The sequence below is a fragment of the Mesorhizobium sp. LNHC232B00 genome (genome assembly GCF_000502435.1).
GTDB classification, from domain to species: domain Bacteria; phylum Pseudomonadota; class Alphaproteobacteria; order Rhizobiales; family Rhizobiaceae; genus Mesorhizobium; species Mesorhizobium opportunistum.
On the sequence record NZ_AYWP01000003.1, the window covers coordinates 68,223 to 82,682 of the forward strand.

14 protein-coding genes, 2 tRNA genes and 1 pseudogene are annotated in these 14,460 nt (G+C 62.9%); 7 read left to right on the forward strand and 10 right to left on the reverse strand.

Features of this window, described 5'->3' with window-relative positions; genetic code table 11:
- Positions 1-14: 14 nt before the first annotated feature.
- On the reverse strand, positions 15-1,037 hold the full coding sequence (locus X743_RS163975; RefSeq protein ID WP_023764120.1) for an aldo/keto reductase: 1,023 nt from the start codon (positions 1,035-1,037) through the stop codon (positions 15-17).
- 116 nt (positions 1,038-1,153) lie between these two features.
- Between X743_RS163975 and X743_RS163970 the strand changes: the two genes are divergently transcribed.
- Together X743_RS163970 and X743_RS163965 are read left to right on the forward strand one after the other, a co-directional pair.
- Entirely contained in the window at positions 1,154-1,780 is a 627-nt protein-coding gene (locus X743_RS163970; protein ID WP_245264154.1) for an SIS domain-containing protein, read from the forward strand.
- A gap of 3 nt (positions 1,781-1,783) precedes the next feature.
- On the forward strand, positions 1,784-2,527 hold the full coding sequence (locus tag X743_RS163965; protein WP_023764122.1) for a creatininase family protein: 744 nt from the start codon (positions 1,784-1,786) through the stop codon (positions 2,525-2,527).
- Positions 2,528-2,764: 237 nt separating this feature from the next.
- Here X743_RS163965 and X743_RS163960 read toward each other — a convergent pair whose 3' ends face one another.
- The 3 genes from X743_RS163960 to X743_RS163950 all read right to left on the reverse strand — a co-directional run bounded on the left by X743_RS163960 (position 2,765) and on the right by X743_RS163950 (position 6,572).
- Complete coding sequence (locus tag X743_RS163960; protein WP_023764123.1) at positions 2,765-3,682, reverse strand: carbohydrate ABC transporter permease; 918 nt, start codon at positions 3,680-3,682, stop codon at positions 2,765-2,767.
- A 12-nt stretch (positions 3,683-3,694) separates the two neighbouring features.
- Positions 3,695-4,816: a sugar ABC transporter permease gene (locus tag X743_RS163955; protein WP_023764124.1), complete on the reverse strand. Its 1,122-nt coding sequence runs from the start codon at positions 4,814-4,816 to the stop codon at positions 3,695-3,697.
- A 91-nt stretch (positions 4,817-4,907) separates the two neighbouring features.
- A complete protein-coding gene (locus X743_RS163950) occupies positions 4,908-6,572 on the reverse strand; it encodes a sugar ABC transporter substrate-binding protein (protein WP_013895932.1) in 1,665 nt (554 codons plus the stop codon).
- 293 nt (positions 6,573-6,865) lie between these two features.
- Between X743_RS163950 and X743_RS1000000170335 the strand changes: the two are divergent.
- The 4 genes and pseudogenes from X743_RS1000000170335 to rbsK form a co-directional block, all read left to right on the forward strand.
- Positions 6,866-7,027 (forward strand): annotated as a pseudogene (locus tag X743_RS1000000170335) (ATP-binding cassette domain-containing protein); the annotation flags it as partial.
- On the forward strand, positions 6,982-8,019 hold the full coding sequence (gene ugpC, locus X743_RS0135435; RefSeq protein ID WP_051508502.1) for a sn-glycerol-3-phosphate ABC transporter ATP-binding protein UgpC: 1,038 nt from the start codon (positions 6,982-6,984) through the stop codon (positions 8,017-8,019). The pseudogene X743_RS1000000170335 and the gene ugpC, both read left to right, overlap by 46 nt.
- Positions 8,020-8,062: 43 nt before the next feature.
- Positions 8,063-8,515, forward strand: coding sequence for an RbsD/FucU family protein (locus X743_RS163945; protein ID WP_023764125.1), 453 nt, complete (start codon positions 8,063-8,065; stop codon positions 8,513-8,515).
- A 4-nt stretch (positions 8,516-8,519) separates the two neighbouring features.
- Positions 8,520-9,464: a ribokinase gene (gene rbsK, locus X743_RS163940; protein WP_023764126.1), complete on the forward strand. Its 945-nt coding sequence runs from the start codon at positions 8,520-8,522 to the stop codon at positions 9,462-9,464.
- A 196-nt stretch (positions 9,465-9,660) separates the two neighbouring features.
- Here the strand turns inward: rbsK and X743_RS163935 are convergent, their stop codons facing one another.
- Together X743_RS163935 and X743_RS163930 are read right to left on the reverse strand one after the other, a co-directional pair.
- Positions 9,661-10,206 carry a hypothetical protein gene (locus X743_RS163935; RefSeq protein WP_051508503.1) on the reverse strand — a complete coding sequence of 182 codons (546 nt, stop codon included), beginning with the start codon at positions 10,204-10,206 and terminating at the stop codon, positions 9,661-9,663.
- Positions 10,207-10,520: 314 nt separating this feature from the next.
- Positions 10,521-10,597 (reverse strand) — tRNA-Asp (locus X743_RS163930).
- A gap of 217 nt (positions 10,598-10,814) precedes the next feature.
- Between X743_RS163930 and X743_RS163925 the strand changes: the two genes are divergently transcribed.
- Positions 10,815-10,890 (forward strand) — tRNA-Val (locus tag X743_RS163925).
- A 102-nt stretch (positions 10,891-10,992) separates the two neighbouring features.
- Here X743_RS163925 and X743_RS163920 read toward each other — a convergent pair.
- The 4 genes from X743_RS163920 to X743_RS163905 form a co-directional block, all read right to left on the reverse strand.
- The gene (locus X743_RS163920) at positions 10,993-11,259 is read right to left on the reverse strand and encodes a hypothetical protein (protein ID WP_156934383.1); all 267 of its coding nucleotides are present in this window, start codon (positions 11,257-11,259) and stop codon (positions 10,993-10,995) included.
- A 240-nt stretch (positions 11,260-11,499) separates the two neighbouring features.
- The gene (locus X743_RS163915) at positions 11,500-12,270 is read right to left on the reverse strand and encodes an SDR family oxidoreductase (protein ID WP_023764129.1); all 771 of its coding nucleotides are present in this window, start codon (positions 12,268-12,270) and stop codon (positions 11,500-11,502) included.
- Positions 12,271-12,300: 30 nt separating this feature from the next.
- Entirely contained in the window at positions 12,301-13,296 is a 996-nt protein-coding gene (locus tag X743_RS163910) for an ABC transporter permease (protein ID WP_023764130.1), read from the reverse strand.
- Positions 13,297-13,408: 112 nt separating this feature from the next.
- Complete coding sequence (locus X743_RS163905; protein WP_013895921.1) at positions 13,409-14,449, reverse strand: sugar ABC transporter substrate-binding protein; 1,041 nt, start codon at positions 14,447-14,449, stop codon at positions 13,409-13,411.
- Between the last annotated feature and the right edge of the window lie 11 nt (positions 14,450-14,460).

Genomic DNA, 14,460 nt, shown 5'->3' on the forward strand with positions numbered 1-14,460 from the left:
AGGGCCGCCCCGGCCTATGCGGTCGGCGCCTCAGTGCGCATCAGGCCTTCCTTCTTGAGGTCGGCCCACAGGGCCGCGGGCAGCTTGGCGTCGAGCAGCGACCGGTTGCTCTCCACTTCGCTCGGCCGCTGGCCGCCGGGGATCACCGAGACGACCGACGGATGCAGCAGCGGGAACTGCAGCGCCGCCTCGATCAGCCTGACGCCATGGCGCTTGCAGACGCTCTCGATGCCCGCGACCCGCTCAAGGATGTCCTTGGGGGCCTCGGAGTAATTGTAGTAGGCGCCCGGCTTCGGCCCGGTTGCCAGGATGCCGGAATTGTAGGGGCCGCCGAGAACGATGCCGATGCCGCGCTTCTGGCAGAGCGGCAGGAAAGACGTCAGCGCCTCCTGTTCCAGCAGCGTGTAGCGCCCGGCAAGCAGGAACAGGTCGAAATCGCCGCGCTCGGCCAGCGTCTGGGCAACCTGCCATTCATTGATGCCGCCGCCGAACGCCTTGATCACGCCCTGGTCGCGCAATGACAGCAGCCCGTAATAGCCCGAGCGCATGAACTCCTCGATGCGCTGGTCGGACGCCTCTTTGCTGCCATGGGTGAAGATATCGACATCGTGCACGAAGAGAATATCGATGCGGTCGACGCCGAGGCGCTCCAGCGAGGCCTCGAACGAACGCATGACGCCATCATAACTGTAATCGTACACCTCGCGCCGCGATGGCGTGTCGAAGAACTTGCCGATGCCCGTGCGTTGCTCCGGCGGGCAGGCGCGCATGATGCGGCCGACCTTGCTCGACAGCACATAGTCGTCGCGCTTCCTGCCGCGCAGGAACGGGTTGAGGCGTGTTTCCGACAAGCCAAGCCCGTAGAGCGGCGCGGTGTCGTAGTAGCGGCAGCCGGTCCCCCAGGCGGCCTCGAGCGTGGCATTGGCGTCCTCGTCCGAAACGGCGCGGTAGAGATTGCCGAGCGGCGCGGTGCCGAAGCCGAGCTCGGTAAAAGTGATGCCGCCATTGCCGATGCGGTCAAAATGCCGTGTCTTCATGTCCTGCAGTGTCCCGGATTGATCTGTGAGTTGATTTGTCTGACATGACATTATCATGCCTGCGATCAGGCAAAAGCGCCGCGCGGCGTTGGACACGCATTTTCGCGGTTGCTAGCATGAACGAAATCAAGCTGTTCGTGGGAAAATCGCAGGATGATTTCGAGGGCGGGTTTGCCGTGAGCGACCGGAACGAAAGCCTGTTCAAGACCGCGCTTGCCGAACTCGGCGGCGTGCTGGAGCGCGTCGACGAGAGCCGGATCGATGCCGCCTGCGAGATGCTGGCTGATGCCGGGCAGATCGTCGTCTACGGCTGCGGCCGCGAGGCCTTGCAGGTCAAGGGCTTTGCCATGCGGCTCTATCATCTCGGCCTGCCGGTTTCCGTGGTCGGCGACATGAACACGCCGCCTCTGGGGCCGGGCGACGTCTTCCTGGCCAGCTCCGGGCCGGGAGAAACCACGACCGTGCTGACTTTGATGCAGGTTGCGCACGCCGCCGGCGCGACCAACCTTCTGCTGACTGCCCAGGCCGAAAGCAGCGCTGCAAAGCGCGCCGATTTCACGCTGCTCATTCCCGCACAGACCATGGCCAACGATCAGGGCGCGCAGAAGACATCGGTGCTGCCAATGGGCTCGGTGTTCGAAGGAGCGCTGTTCCTGCTGTTCGAAGTGATGGTGCTGAAGCTCAAATCCCTGACCGGTGCGTCGCCTGAAGCCATGCGCGCCCGCCACACCAACATGGAATAGATCATGCGCTATGAACTGATGCTGCCGCACCAGATCCGCACGGCGATCGCTGAGAATTGGCCGGTCGCGCTGCCGCTCGGCGTGCTCGAATACCATGGCGAGCACATGGCTGTCGGCATGGACACGCTGGCTGTCGTCAAGACGCTGGAACTGTTGGAGAAGGAGAGGGAGGTCGTCATCCTGCCGCCCTTCTACTACGGCGCCGCGAGCTACGCAGTGGCGCCGCCGGAAGGCACCGGCTCGGTGCAGGTCGGCGGCAATCAACTGGCTCCGTTCGCGGAAGAGCTGTTCTACGGCCTGCTGCGCATCGGCTTTCGCAACATCCACGCCATCGTCCACCACCAGACCGAAAATTTCGCCGCCGGCATGCCGACCGACCTCGCCTTCAAGACCGCCGGCCGTCAGGCGATCTTCCGTTTCCTCGAAAAGCAGCGCGGCGAGGGCTGGTGGGGCTCTCCAGCGATGGCCGATTACTATGCTGGGCACGCCGAGGGTGAAAACTTCTTCAACTGGGTGCAGGTGCATCCGCTGATGCCGGCGGCCATGAACGGCAAGTACCCGTTCGACCACGCCGGCATCGGCGAGACATCGCTGATGCTGGCGCTATGCCCGGAAGCTGTCGATGCCGCCCATTTCGCCGACAATACCGTCTGGTACACGGCAAGCGCGCCGGAAGCCTCGGTGGAGTTGGGGCAAAAGGGTGTGGCGATGATCATGGACCACCTGAGAGAAATCCTCAGGCGCTAGGGGAGGTTCTTCCTTCTCCCCTTGTTGTGGGAGAAGGTGGATCGGCGCGTAGCGCCGAGACGGATGAGGGGTGTTCCAGCGGAATGAGGCGTTGGTGTTCCCTGGAGCACCCCTCATCCGACCGAGCTTCGCTCGGCCACCTTCTCCCGCAAGGGGAGAAGGGAAGGGGCAGCNCTCATCCGACCGAGCTTCGCTCGGCCACCTTCTCCCGCAAGGGGAGAAGGGAAGGGGCAGCCACTACTTCACGGCCCCCGCGGTCATGCCCATGATCAGATAGCGTTCGAGCGCAATCCCGATGACCGCCAGCGGCGCAATCGCCGCGGTGGCAAGCGCTGCCATCGACCACCAGTTGATGCCTTGCGAGCCGGTCTGGCTCGCCACCATGACGGGAATGGTCTTGGCATCGGTCGAGGTCAAAAGCGCGGCGAAGAAATACTCGTTCCAGCACAGCACCATCGCCAGGATGAAGGCGGCGACCATGCCCGGCAGCGCGATCGGCATGACGATACGGAAAAAAGCGCCCCAGATCGACAGCCCGTCGACGAGCGCTGCTTCCTCGAGCTCGACGGGAATGGAATTGAACTGGTCGCGCATGATCCAGATGACGATCGGCAGCACCATCAGCGTGTAGAGCAGGATCAGCCCGATGCGGGTGTCGAGCATGCCGACTTCCCGGTAGAGCACCAAGAAGGGCAGGGCGAGCACCACGGGCGGCAGGATCAGCTGCGACAGGAAAAAGAAGGAGATGTCCTCGTTCTTGAACCAGGCGAATTTGTAGCGGTAGCGCGTCAGGCCGTAGGCGGCGAGGCTGCCGATGACGATGGCGAGGCTCGACGCGCCGATGGAGGTGATGACCGAGTTCATGAAGCGCTTGAAGAACTCGTCGCGCACGGTGGAGGTCTGGAAGATCGAATCCGGCGACAGGCCGAGCGATCGCCAGCCTTTCCAGTCCGGCCAGAAGTCGACGAACGGGATCAGATGCCCTTGCGTGACGTCGACAGCCGATTTGAACGAGGTCGTTATCGTCCAGTAGATCGGGAACAGGCAGATGAAGGCCCAGAAGACAAGCGCGCCGTAGATGAAGACACGGCTGGTGATGAAGCTCGCCGGAGAGCGGATTTCGGAAACGGTGTATTCGGTGGTCTGAACGCTCATGATCCGGCCGCTCTAGTTCACGTTGCGCACGAAGCGGTTGGCGATCTTCAACAGCCACGTCACGAATACGACGATGATGACGAGATAGGCCATCGCCAGCATGGTGCCGTAGCCGACATTCGAGCGATCGCGGTATTCGCGGTAGATGAAGCTGGAGACGGAATCGGTCGCGCCGCCCGGGCCTCCGGACGTCACGGTGATGATGATGTCGGCAAGCTTCAGCTTGAAGATGATGCGCAGGATGACGGCGGTCACCGAAACCGGCAGCATCAGCGGGAAGGTGACCTGCCAGAAGGTCTGCCAGGCATTGGCGCCGTCGACGCGGGCCGCCTCCAGCACCTCGCGCGACATGGCCTGCAGTCCGGCCAGCAGCATGATCATCATGAACGGAATGAAGGTCCAGGCATCGAGCAGCATGATCGAGATGCGCGCGATGATCGGGTCGGAAAAGAAGGCGGGATTTTCCCAGCCGAGATGGCGCGCCAGCGTCGCCGCCGGGCCGAACCGGTACTCCATCAGCGATTTGCCGATCATCCAGGAGACGGCGACCGGCGATAGCATCAGCGGCATCAGGAAGACGACGCGGAAGAATTTTCGCGCCCGGATCTGTGCGTTGAGCAGAAGGGCGAGCCCGAAGGCAATGACATATTCGACCAGCACCGCCAGCACGTAGAGCACCATGTTGAACAGCGCGTTGCGGTAGTAGGGATCGCCCAGCATCTGCCAGAAATTGTCGAGCCCGTTGAACTTGCGGCCCGAGAACGAACTCAGGTTCCAGTCCGTCAGCGCGATGTAGAAACCGAACAGCGTCGGGAAGATCACCATGGCGATGGTGAACAGCAGCGCCGGCAGCAGGAACAGCGCGCGCTGGCCGTCCTCGCCGCGCGTCAGCACCTGGCCGACGCCGAGCGCCACGCCCCACAGCACATAGGCATAGACGACCGGGCGCCAGGTCTCGAAGCCGACGGTGCCGGCCTCGGTCTTGTACAGGATCTCGAGCACGATGATCGCCAGCAGGCCTAGCGTCGCCGCAGCCATCAGCGCCCAGCCAAGCCGTTTGCGGGCCGGGGAAATCAGATCGTAAGCGCCGGCATCTGCCGGCCACTGGTTTGCGGTCGAAGTCTGGTCAGTCACAAATCTCGCCCGTTTGGAAGGCTCCTCGATGAGCCGGAGCCCGGTCTAAAGTGGTCCGGCGTTGCCGCCGGACCACGGTTCATAGGCTAGCCTACATGCCGAGCGAGGCCTTGTAGAGCTTGATCTGGTTGTCGCGGCCGATCTGGTCGGTCAGCTTCTCCCAGGCCGCTGCAATGGCGTCTGCGCCTTCCTGCGCCTTCATCTTGCCGGCGAAGGTGTTGGCCAGGATATCCTCGGCGGCGGAATAGTACTGGAAGATGCCGGGGATACGCGGCTCGATCGCCGCATTCGGGTGGTTGTAGCTGTCGCCTTCCGACTTGAGATACGAGGTGATGAAGGCCTCGTCATAGCCGGCCGCCACCCACTCGGGAATGTCGAAATGCGAGTTGCGGTAAGGCTGGAAGCCCGACGGGTACATGGCCGTCCAGATCGACAGGTCCTTGCCGCCGAGATGGGCGGCCGCGGACCATGCCGCCTTCTTCTTCTTCTCGTCGGCATCGACCCGGGCCATGACATAGACGCCCCAGCCGAGATAGGCGCAGTTCGGCGCGTAGTTCGGCCCGCTGGCGAGCTTGTCCCACTTGCCGGTCTTCGAATTGTAGACGTCGTCCGAGCCCGGCAGGATCGAGAAGCCGGTGACGTCGCCGATGACCGAGGAATCGTTGGTCTTGACGTTGGAGCCGACGTCGCCCCACCAGGTGACCATCGACCCGGTACCCGCCAGGAACTGCTGGAAGGCGGTGGTGTTGGGATCGGCGTTGATCTGGTCGGCGGGTTCGGACGGCAGCGCGTCGATGACGTCCTGAATGGCGCGCACCCAGGCCGGGTTGTTGACGCGCGGCTTCATTGTGTCGGCGTCGAACAGCCAGGCCTTGTCGTCGGGATGCTTGGCATAGGCGGTGGCGCGGCTGCCGAGGAAGTAGAAGCCGAAGCCGCCCCACGGCTTTGGCGCGTCGAGATAGCCGTAGACGTCCTGGTCCTTGAGCTTCTTGCCCTTGAGGAACTTGGTCACGGCCTGCACCTGCTGCCAGGTCTTCGGCACGCCCCATTCGCCTTCGCCGCCGCCATCCTTCCAGGCCTTGGCGAGATCGGCATCGGCGAACACGTCGGTGCGGTAGTTGAAATTGTGGGCGTCGCCGTCGACGGTCACGCGGTACTGCTTGCCGTTCCAGGTGCCGACCGGCGGCTTCAGGTAGTTGACGAGATCGTCGAAATCGATCTGCGTCTTGACCCAGTCGGGCATCTCGGACGTCAGGCCCTTGCCGCACACATCGCCTTCGAACGGCGCGCCCATCTCGATGATGTCGAAGTCGACGGTGCCGGTGGCGATCGACTGCTGCAGCCGGGCATTGTAGTCGGCCTGCGCCAGGTCGATCCAGCTGATCTTGGCGCCGGTATAGGCCTCCCACGGCTTCAGGAAGCCGCGGAACAGCACATTGTGCAGGTTCTGGTTGTTGAGGCCCATGAAGGTCAGCTCGACGCCGGCGAACTCACCTTCCTTGACATTGGCCTTGGTCGCTTCGAGGCAGAGCTCGCCGACCTTCTGGAAGTCGGCATCGGTCGGCTGGCCTTTGCCAACGCCGGGAATCTGCAGGATTTGCTTGCGCAGCTCGCTTGCCGCGGAAGCAGGGCGTGTCAGGGCGCCGAGCCCGGCGCCGGATGCGGCCGCGATGGCCGCCATGCTGGCCGCGCCTTTCAATATGTCGCGCCTTGTAGCGCCGGCACGGGTCAGTTTTTCGTAAAGATCGACTCTCATGTACCATTCCTCCCAGAACAACAGCCGTGATTGAAATGCCAACTTCTCTCGGACGCCGGAACGTCGACGGTTCTCCTCGATAAAACAGGGACCTGAGACCCCACCCAGTGTCCGCCTGGAGCTCCGTCTTCCGGGTCAAAGGTCCGGCATTCGGAATTGGCGACCATCACTATTCTCGCAACGCGATGGCGTGTCAACGAGATCGGGTTTTTATCTATAAGGGACCGACTTGCCCTGGCAGGTCGCGTTGGTTAGCTTCTGCGCCTACGGCTGGTGGAGCCGATGGGGGAGACATGGCTCAAGTCGCAATCAGCAAAGTGGCCAAGGCCTTCGGAACCGTCAAGGTTCTGCACGAAGTCAGCGTCGATATCGCCGATGGCCAATTCGTGGTGCTGGTCGGCCCTTCGGGTTGCGGCAAGTCGACGCTGCTCAGGATGGTGGCCGGGCTGGAGACCGNGACCTGAACCTCGCCATCGAGGATCACGAGTTCGTCGTCTTCCTCGGCCCATCCGGCTGCGGCAAGTCGACCTTGCTCAGGATGCTGGCGGGGCTGGAGGACATCAGCGGCGGCGAGGTCTCGATCGGCGGCAAGGTGGTCAACGACCTCGATCCCGGCGATCGCGGCATCGCCATGGTGTTCCAGAACTACGCGCTCTATCCGCACAAGACGGTGGAGCAGAACATGGCCTTTGCCTTGAAGCTGCGGAAGACCGACCCGGCCGTGGTCGCCGAGCGGGTCAAGCGCGCCGCCGACATCCTCGACCTCAACCCTTATCTGAAACGCTACCCACGGCAGCTCTCGGGCGGGCAGCGCCAGCGCGTGGCCATGGGCCGCGCCATCGTGCGCAATCCGCAGGTGTTCCTGTTCGACGAGCCGCTCTCGAACCTCGACGCCAAGCTGCGCGTGCAGATGCGCACCGAGATCAAGGAACTGCACCAGCGGCTGAAGACCACCACCATCTACGTCACCCACGACCAGATCGAGGCCATGACCATGGCCGACAAGATCGTCGTCATGCGCGACGGCCGCATCGAGCAGGTCGGCGCGCCGCTAGAATTGTTCGACCGGCCGGCGAACCTCTTCGTCGCCGGCTTCATCGGCTCGCCTTCGATGAACCTGCTCAACGGCGTGGTGCGCAAGGGCGGCGTCGACATAGCCGGAGCGCTGTTCCCGATCGCCCCCAACAATGCGGTGCAGGACGGTCGGGCCGTCGTTTACGGCGTACGACCGGAACATCTCGAAATCCATCCCGATGGCGTGCCGGCGACGATTTCGGTGGTCGAGCCGACCGGCTCGGAGACGCTGGTTTTCCTGCGCTTCGGCGATGGCGAGATGGTGGCGCTGTTTCGCGAGCGCCACGACTTCAAACCCGGCGACACGCTCAAGCTGCGGCCAAGGCTCGACCATATCCACCTGTTCGACGCCGAGACAGGCAAGCGTCTCTAAATCTCGGCGTCTCTGATCTCAAACGGACTTCACGAGGACCATCATGCTCAAAGGGATCCATCCGTTGCTCAATGCCGACGTGCTCCAGGCATTGCGGGCGATGGGACATGGCGATGACCTGATCATCGCCGACACCAATTTTCCGGCAGCTTCGGTGGCGAAGCAGACCGTGCATGGCAAGCCCCTGCGCATCGACGCGCCGGCCGCAGAGGTGGTCAAGGCGGTGCTGTCGCTTTACCCGCTCGATACGTTCGTCGAGGACTCGGCCGCGCGCATGGAAATCGTCGGCAAGCCCGACGAGATCCCGCCGGTGCAGACGGAAGTGCAAAAGGAGATCGACAAGGCCGAGGGCAAGGCCTGGCCGATGATCTCCGTCGAGCGCTATGCCTTTTATGAGCGCGCCAAGCAGGCTTATTGCGTCATCCAGACGGGCGAGCGCCGCTTCTATGGCTGCTTTGCCTTCCGCAAGGGCGTCGTGCCGCCGGACGCGGAGTAGCGGCATGGCCTCGGGCAAGCCGGTCGTCATGAAGCCTGTGGTCATATTGGGGGTCTTCGTTGCCGACACTGCCTATCGCGCCGATCGCCAGCCGCGCATGGGCGAGACGATTCTCGGCAATTCGTTCAAGCTCGGACCTGGCGGCAAGGGGTCCAACCAGGCGGTGGCCGCCGGCAAGCTCGGTGCCGACGTCACGTTTCTGAGCCGCCTTGGCGTTGATCCTTTCGCTGACATGGCGAAGCAGACCTGGGCGCAGGCGGGCGTCAAAAGTGCCGTCATCGACACGCCGGACAGCTATACGGGCGCCGCCTACATCTTCGTCGAGGAGGGAAGCGGTAACAACGCCATCATCGTCAGTCCGGGCGCTGCCATGCTGATCTCGCCGGCGGACATCGAGGCCAATGCGGACCTGATCCGCGCCGCCGGCGTCTTTGTCACCCAGCTCGAACAGCCGATCGATGCGGCGATGCGGGCATTGGAGATCGCGCGCGGGGCAGGGGTGACGACCATCCTCAACCCGGCTCCGGCGGCCAAGCTTCCCGACCGCATCTACACGCTCTGCGACTATCTCACGCCCAACGAGACCGAGACGGAGGAATTGACCGGCATGAAGGTCTCCTCGGTCGACGAAGCGCGGGTCGCCGCGGACAGACTGCTCGAAAAGGGCGTCGGCACGGTCATCGTCACGCTCGGCGACAAGGGCGCGCTGCTGCACGCGAAGGATCGCTCGGAGCATGTTCCCGTCATCAGCGCAGGCCCGGTGGTTGAAACCACGGGAGCAGGGGATGCCTTCAACGGCGGCTTCGCCGCGGCCCTGTCGCGAGGCGTGGAGCCGCTGGAGGCTGTGCGCTTCGCCTGCGCCGTCGCCGGCATTTCGGTGACCCGTCCAGGCACGGCGCCATCGATGCCGACGCTGCAGGAGGTCGAGGCACTGCTGGCGAAGGGTTGAGATAATTGAGGTTCCCGGGCCAAGCGAACCATCAGGCTGTTCCAGCCCTGATGCATGCCGCCCAACAATGACCTCGGTTTTGTGCCCTCGGTTTTGGTAGAACAGCATGCATAGAAACTGAGGACCCAAAGCGCATCGCATGAACCCACTTCAATGCGATGCGCCTTGGATGTCCCGTGGGCGATCGTCTGACCAATTACTGCTTGATGTAGCAGCGCTTTCTCTGATCAGGCGCGGGATCGCCGAATGCATCGTTGTCGCATTGGACACCGTTGCGGAACACGTCCTGCGTGAATCGGCCGCGCGCTCCGTACCTGACCACTTTGCGGCCATCGAAGTCGCAGAACTCACCTTCATCGGCACAGACCGCCCAGCTCTCGCGGCGCGGCGCGTCGTAATCGTCATCCGACTGGTCCCGGTCGCGCATGACGATGAAACACGACTTTGGCCTGCCCGGTGCGGGGTCGCCAAAAACGCGATTTGAACAGGGCACTGCGTTTCGCTCGATATAGCGCGAGGTCGTGCGGCCCCGGGCGCCGTACACCACCTCGGCGGGGTACGGCAGACGGCAGATTCCGCCCTCGCGCGCGCACTGCTGCAGCCGGTCGGCCGACGCGGTCGCTGGGAAAAGGGCGGTGGCGACCATCGTTACGGCACCCAGGTAAATGAGCGTGGATATCGTGCGTATAGGAATGTTTCTTGCGATTGACACTGTAAGTCCTCCATGCCGTTTCGGCAGCATATCTGTGCAGCTCCGCTGTCTGCGAAATGAATGGAGCGCTTTGTGGGCAAATCCGCAAGCGCGATCCGCAAGACCAAACACGGCTCAACGGTTTCAAGAGCTGCTTTTCAGCATATTGGAGTGGCCTCCCGTTTGCCACACCGTCGCGTATGCATGTTTGGTTTTTTGAAGCCGGCTGTGAAGACCGTCGGCGGTGTACGATCGGCACGGGGAGCGATCACTGACCGCGCCTCGACACTTCACTTCTGAAAGTGGACCTTGACAATTCATGTCGGCATTTCCCTGTGCCAAGAGTTTGAAACCCTTGAGAGAAATGGCGCGAGTGACGGGGCTCGAACCCGCGACCTCCGGCGTGACAGGCCGGCACTCTAACCAACTGAGCTACACCCGCGCATTGACGAGCACGTGTCAGCCGTGTTCGTCGTTGGGGCGCTGGATAAGGGGTTCGCCACCGGGTGTCAAGCGCACCAAACCATCATAACAGCAAACTGGAGAAGGTTTTTTGACAGCCGGCGTTTTGTTGGCAAATCCGGCCCGCGAACAGGGCGTCGCCTTTTCATTTGGCCTTGCGAAGCCGGTCCCGACCGCTTAAAGGTCCGGCCCGGAGCGGGCGATTAGCTCAGTTGGTAGAGCGCTTCGTTTACACCGAAGATGTCGGCGGTTCGAGCCCGTCATCGCCCACCATTCCGGTCACATAGTCCCTTCACCACTGCGTCGATGTCGGCAGCACGGACTGCAACGAGATTGACCGGCATATATGTCCGCTGGAGGGTCGGTGCGCCGACGTCAAGGATTTTGCGCGCTCTTCAGGTCCTGGATTTCCTCAAGCAGGTTTTTGATCAATATCTGGTAGACCTGCGTGAGTTCCGCTGGCGCGAGTTCGACCCGGATATCGTACGAGCCGGCATAGTTCACTTGCAGAGTCGCCGTCCCGAACAGCGTCGTGGTGCCGTCGCGAATATCAGTCGCCACAATCAGGTTTTGGACAGGCTGGTCAAGCAGGATGACGCCAGCTTCGCCGGGATTGTTATGGGTCGTTGTCCTAATTCTCATATCAGCCTCCTGTTCACACACAGCAGCGTGCGGCACCATTGTCTTCCGCGATCGCACCATAGGCTAATACGATCAGGCAGTTCACAATACACCTACAAGCGGTCGATTCCTCCGGGATGTAGCCACTCCAAAAACCCGCCACGGGTCGCTCCCGTGGCGGGTTTTTCATCGATCAGGGGGTTGCGGGCCACCGGCGCGAGCTTCCTGACGCCTCGTCGGCGTGATTTCGCACCTGAGGGGTCACGGCGGCAGCAGCCGAAAGTCATTGCCCTCGGGCAGCAATTGTCCGCCATCGACGACGATGGTCGTGCCGGTGATGTAGCTGGCGTCATCCGAGGCGAGGAACAGGAAGGCGTTGGCGACGTCGCGCGGGCTGCCGAGCCTGCCAAGCGGGATGGAATCCTCCATGTTCTTGATGTAGGCGGCGCCGCGATGCTGCTGGATGGCTTCGGTCAGGATGTTGCCGGGCTCGACGCCGTTGACGGTGATGCCATAGCCGGAGAATTCCAGCGCCGCCGCCCGGATGAAGCCGTTGATGCCGGCCTTGCTGGCCGAATAGTGGCCGTGGCCGGGGCTGGTCACATGCGGACCTGTTATGGAGGAGGTGTAGAGCATGCGGCCAAAATGCTGCGCCTTCATCGGCACCAGTGCGGCGCGGCTGGCATTGAAGGTGCCGCGCAGATTGACGGCCATGACGCGGTCCCAGTCGTCGGCGCTCGTGTTCTCGATCAATTGCCAGGGATAGATGCCGGCATTCTGCACGATGATGTCGAGGCGGCCGTGCTGCATCAGCGCCAGAGCCACCGCGGCCTCGGCGTCGCTCATCCGCGAGATATCGGTGCGGATGAAGGGCACGCCGAGTTCGCTGGCGGTCGCTTGGCCGGCCGCCGCCTCGGTATCGGCGAGCACCAGCCTTGCGCCTTCCTCGGCGAAACGCTGCGCGATGCCCTTGCCGATGCCGCGCGCGCTGCCGATGATCAGCGCCACCTTGTCTTTCAGTCGTCCGGTCATGCCCGCCTTCCTGTCATGCGAATCGTCCTGTCATGCGAGTCTTTGGCGAATGGTTTGCTTGAAGGCGTCGAGCAGCACGGCCGCCAGCACCAGCAGGCCGTGGATGACCTGGGTGAAGTTGGCGGGCAGCCCCATCAAATTGATCGCCGTGTTGATGGCCGAGAGCAGAAGCACGCCGGCATAGACGCCGGGCAGGGTGCCGACGCCGCCCTTCAGGCTGACGCCACCGATGACGACCGCGGCAAAGGCGTTGAACAGCAGGCCGACGCCGAGATTGGCGGTGGCGCCCGAGGTGCGGATCGCCAGCAGCCAGCCGGCTAGGCCGGCTATGGCGCCGGCGAGCACGAAGGCGATGACTAGGTTGCGGTTGACCCGGATGCCGGCGCGGAAGGTTGCCGTCTCGTTGCCGCCGATCATCACCAGGTGTCGGCCGAACGGCGTCTTGGCCATGATCAGCGAGAAGACGACGAAACAGGCGATGGCGATCCAGGCGGTGAGCGGCAGGCCGGCGAGGCGCTGGATGCCGAACCAGCGAATGGCCGGCGCCAGGTCCTGCGCCGAGCGGCCGCCCGAAATGACCAGTACCAGGCCGCGCACCCAGATGTAGGACGCCAGCGTGATGATGAAGGCGCTCATCTTCACCTTGACCACCAGATAACCGTTGAAGACGCCGATGAGGCCGCCGACGGCCAGCGCCAGCAGCAGCGATACCGGCACCATCAGCCATTCCGGATGCAGTTGCACGCCCATGCCAATGCCTGACGAGCAGAATAGGATGCCGACCGCCATGGCGCTGAGCGCGGCGACGGATTCGACCGACAGGTCCATGTGGCCGGCGATGATGACCAGCGCCAGGCCGATCGACATGACCCCGAGCACGCTCGAAGCCTCGATGATGTTGGCGAAGATGCCGAGCTGGAAATAGTTCGGGATGAAGATGGAAAACACCACCAGCACGAACAGCAGCATGAACCAGACGAGGTTGTCGAGGACGAACTCCAGGGCATGACGGGTGCGGAGGTTCATGGGCTGATCCGGCTGGCGTATGATCTCGAAAATCGATCCGATTTTCGCAAGATTGGAGTTGCGCAGAAGTGGCTCCGGGCCGGGAGGGCCCGGAGCGTTTCAGGCGGGATGCCTATTCGACCGACTTGACCGTGTCCGTCGGTGGCTTCTGGTTGCCCCAGAAAGCCGGGTTGTCGACGTTTTCCTTGGTAATGGCCGCACCCGGGATCTTGATGTTCGGGCCCCAGCTTTCCTTGGTGACGACCGATTTCAGGCCAAGCACGTCATAGTCGCCAGGCTTGATCTCTTCCTTCTTGACCACCTTGTCCATGAACATGGCGACCGCCGCGGCCTGTGCGTAGAGCGGCTGCTCGACTTCGACGTTGAGCCAGCCCTTGCGGATCAGGTCGAGGCCGACCGGAGCGCCGTTCGAGCTCATCAGCATGACGTCGCCCGGCTTCTTGCCGGCGGCCTCGAGCGAGGCGACGGCGGCGACCGACAGGTGCGCGGCATGGCTGAAGATCAGGTCGATGTCGGGGTTGGCCAGCATCTGGTCGGCGACGATGGTGCCGGCGTTGCTGGCTTCCCACTGCATGGCCGGAAGCGAGATGATCTTGACGTCCGGAAACGCCTTCATCTTCTCCTCGAAGCCCTTCTGGATGTCGAGCGTATAGGGATCGCCGGGGTCGCCCAGCACTTGCAGCACCTTGCCCTTCACCGAGCCGTTCTTGGCTTTCAGCAGTTTCTCTGCCTGGTCGGCCGCGACATGGCCGATCTCGACGGTTCCGGCGACCGATGTGAAGTCGGAAGGCGTCGAGGTGATCTGGCGGTCGAACTCGACCACCGGGATGCCGGCCGCACGCGCCGCCTCGATGGACGGTTTCAGCGCGTTGAAATCGACCGCGGCCAGGATGATGGCCGCCGGCTTCAGCGCGATGACGTCGTTCATCTGCGACTGCTGCGCGTCGGTCTTGTTGTCGGCATTCAGCGTTTTCACTTCATAGCCGACCTGCTTGAGGAACAGCTCCAGCGCGCTCACCGAGCCGGTCTGGAACTCGTCGAGCAGTGTCGGCACCATGTAATAGACGGTCCCCTTGGACTGGGCGAATGCCGGCGTGAGCGTGGCAAAGGCCAGTGCCAGGATACCGAAGACAGCAAGAAGTACTCGCTTCATGTTGTTGGCTC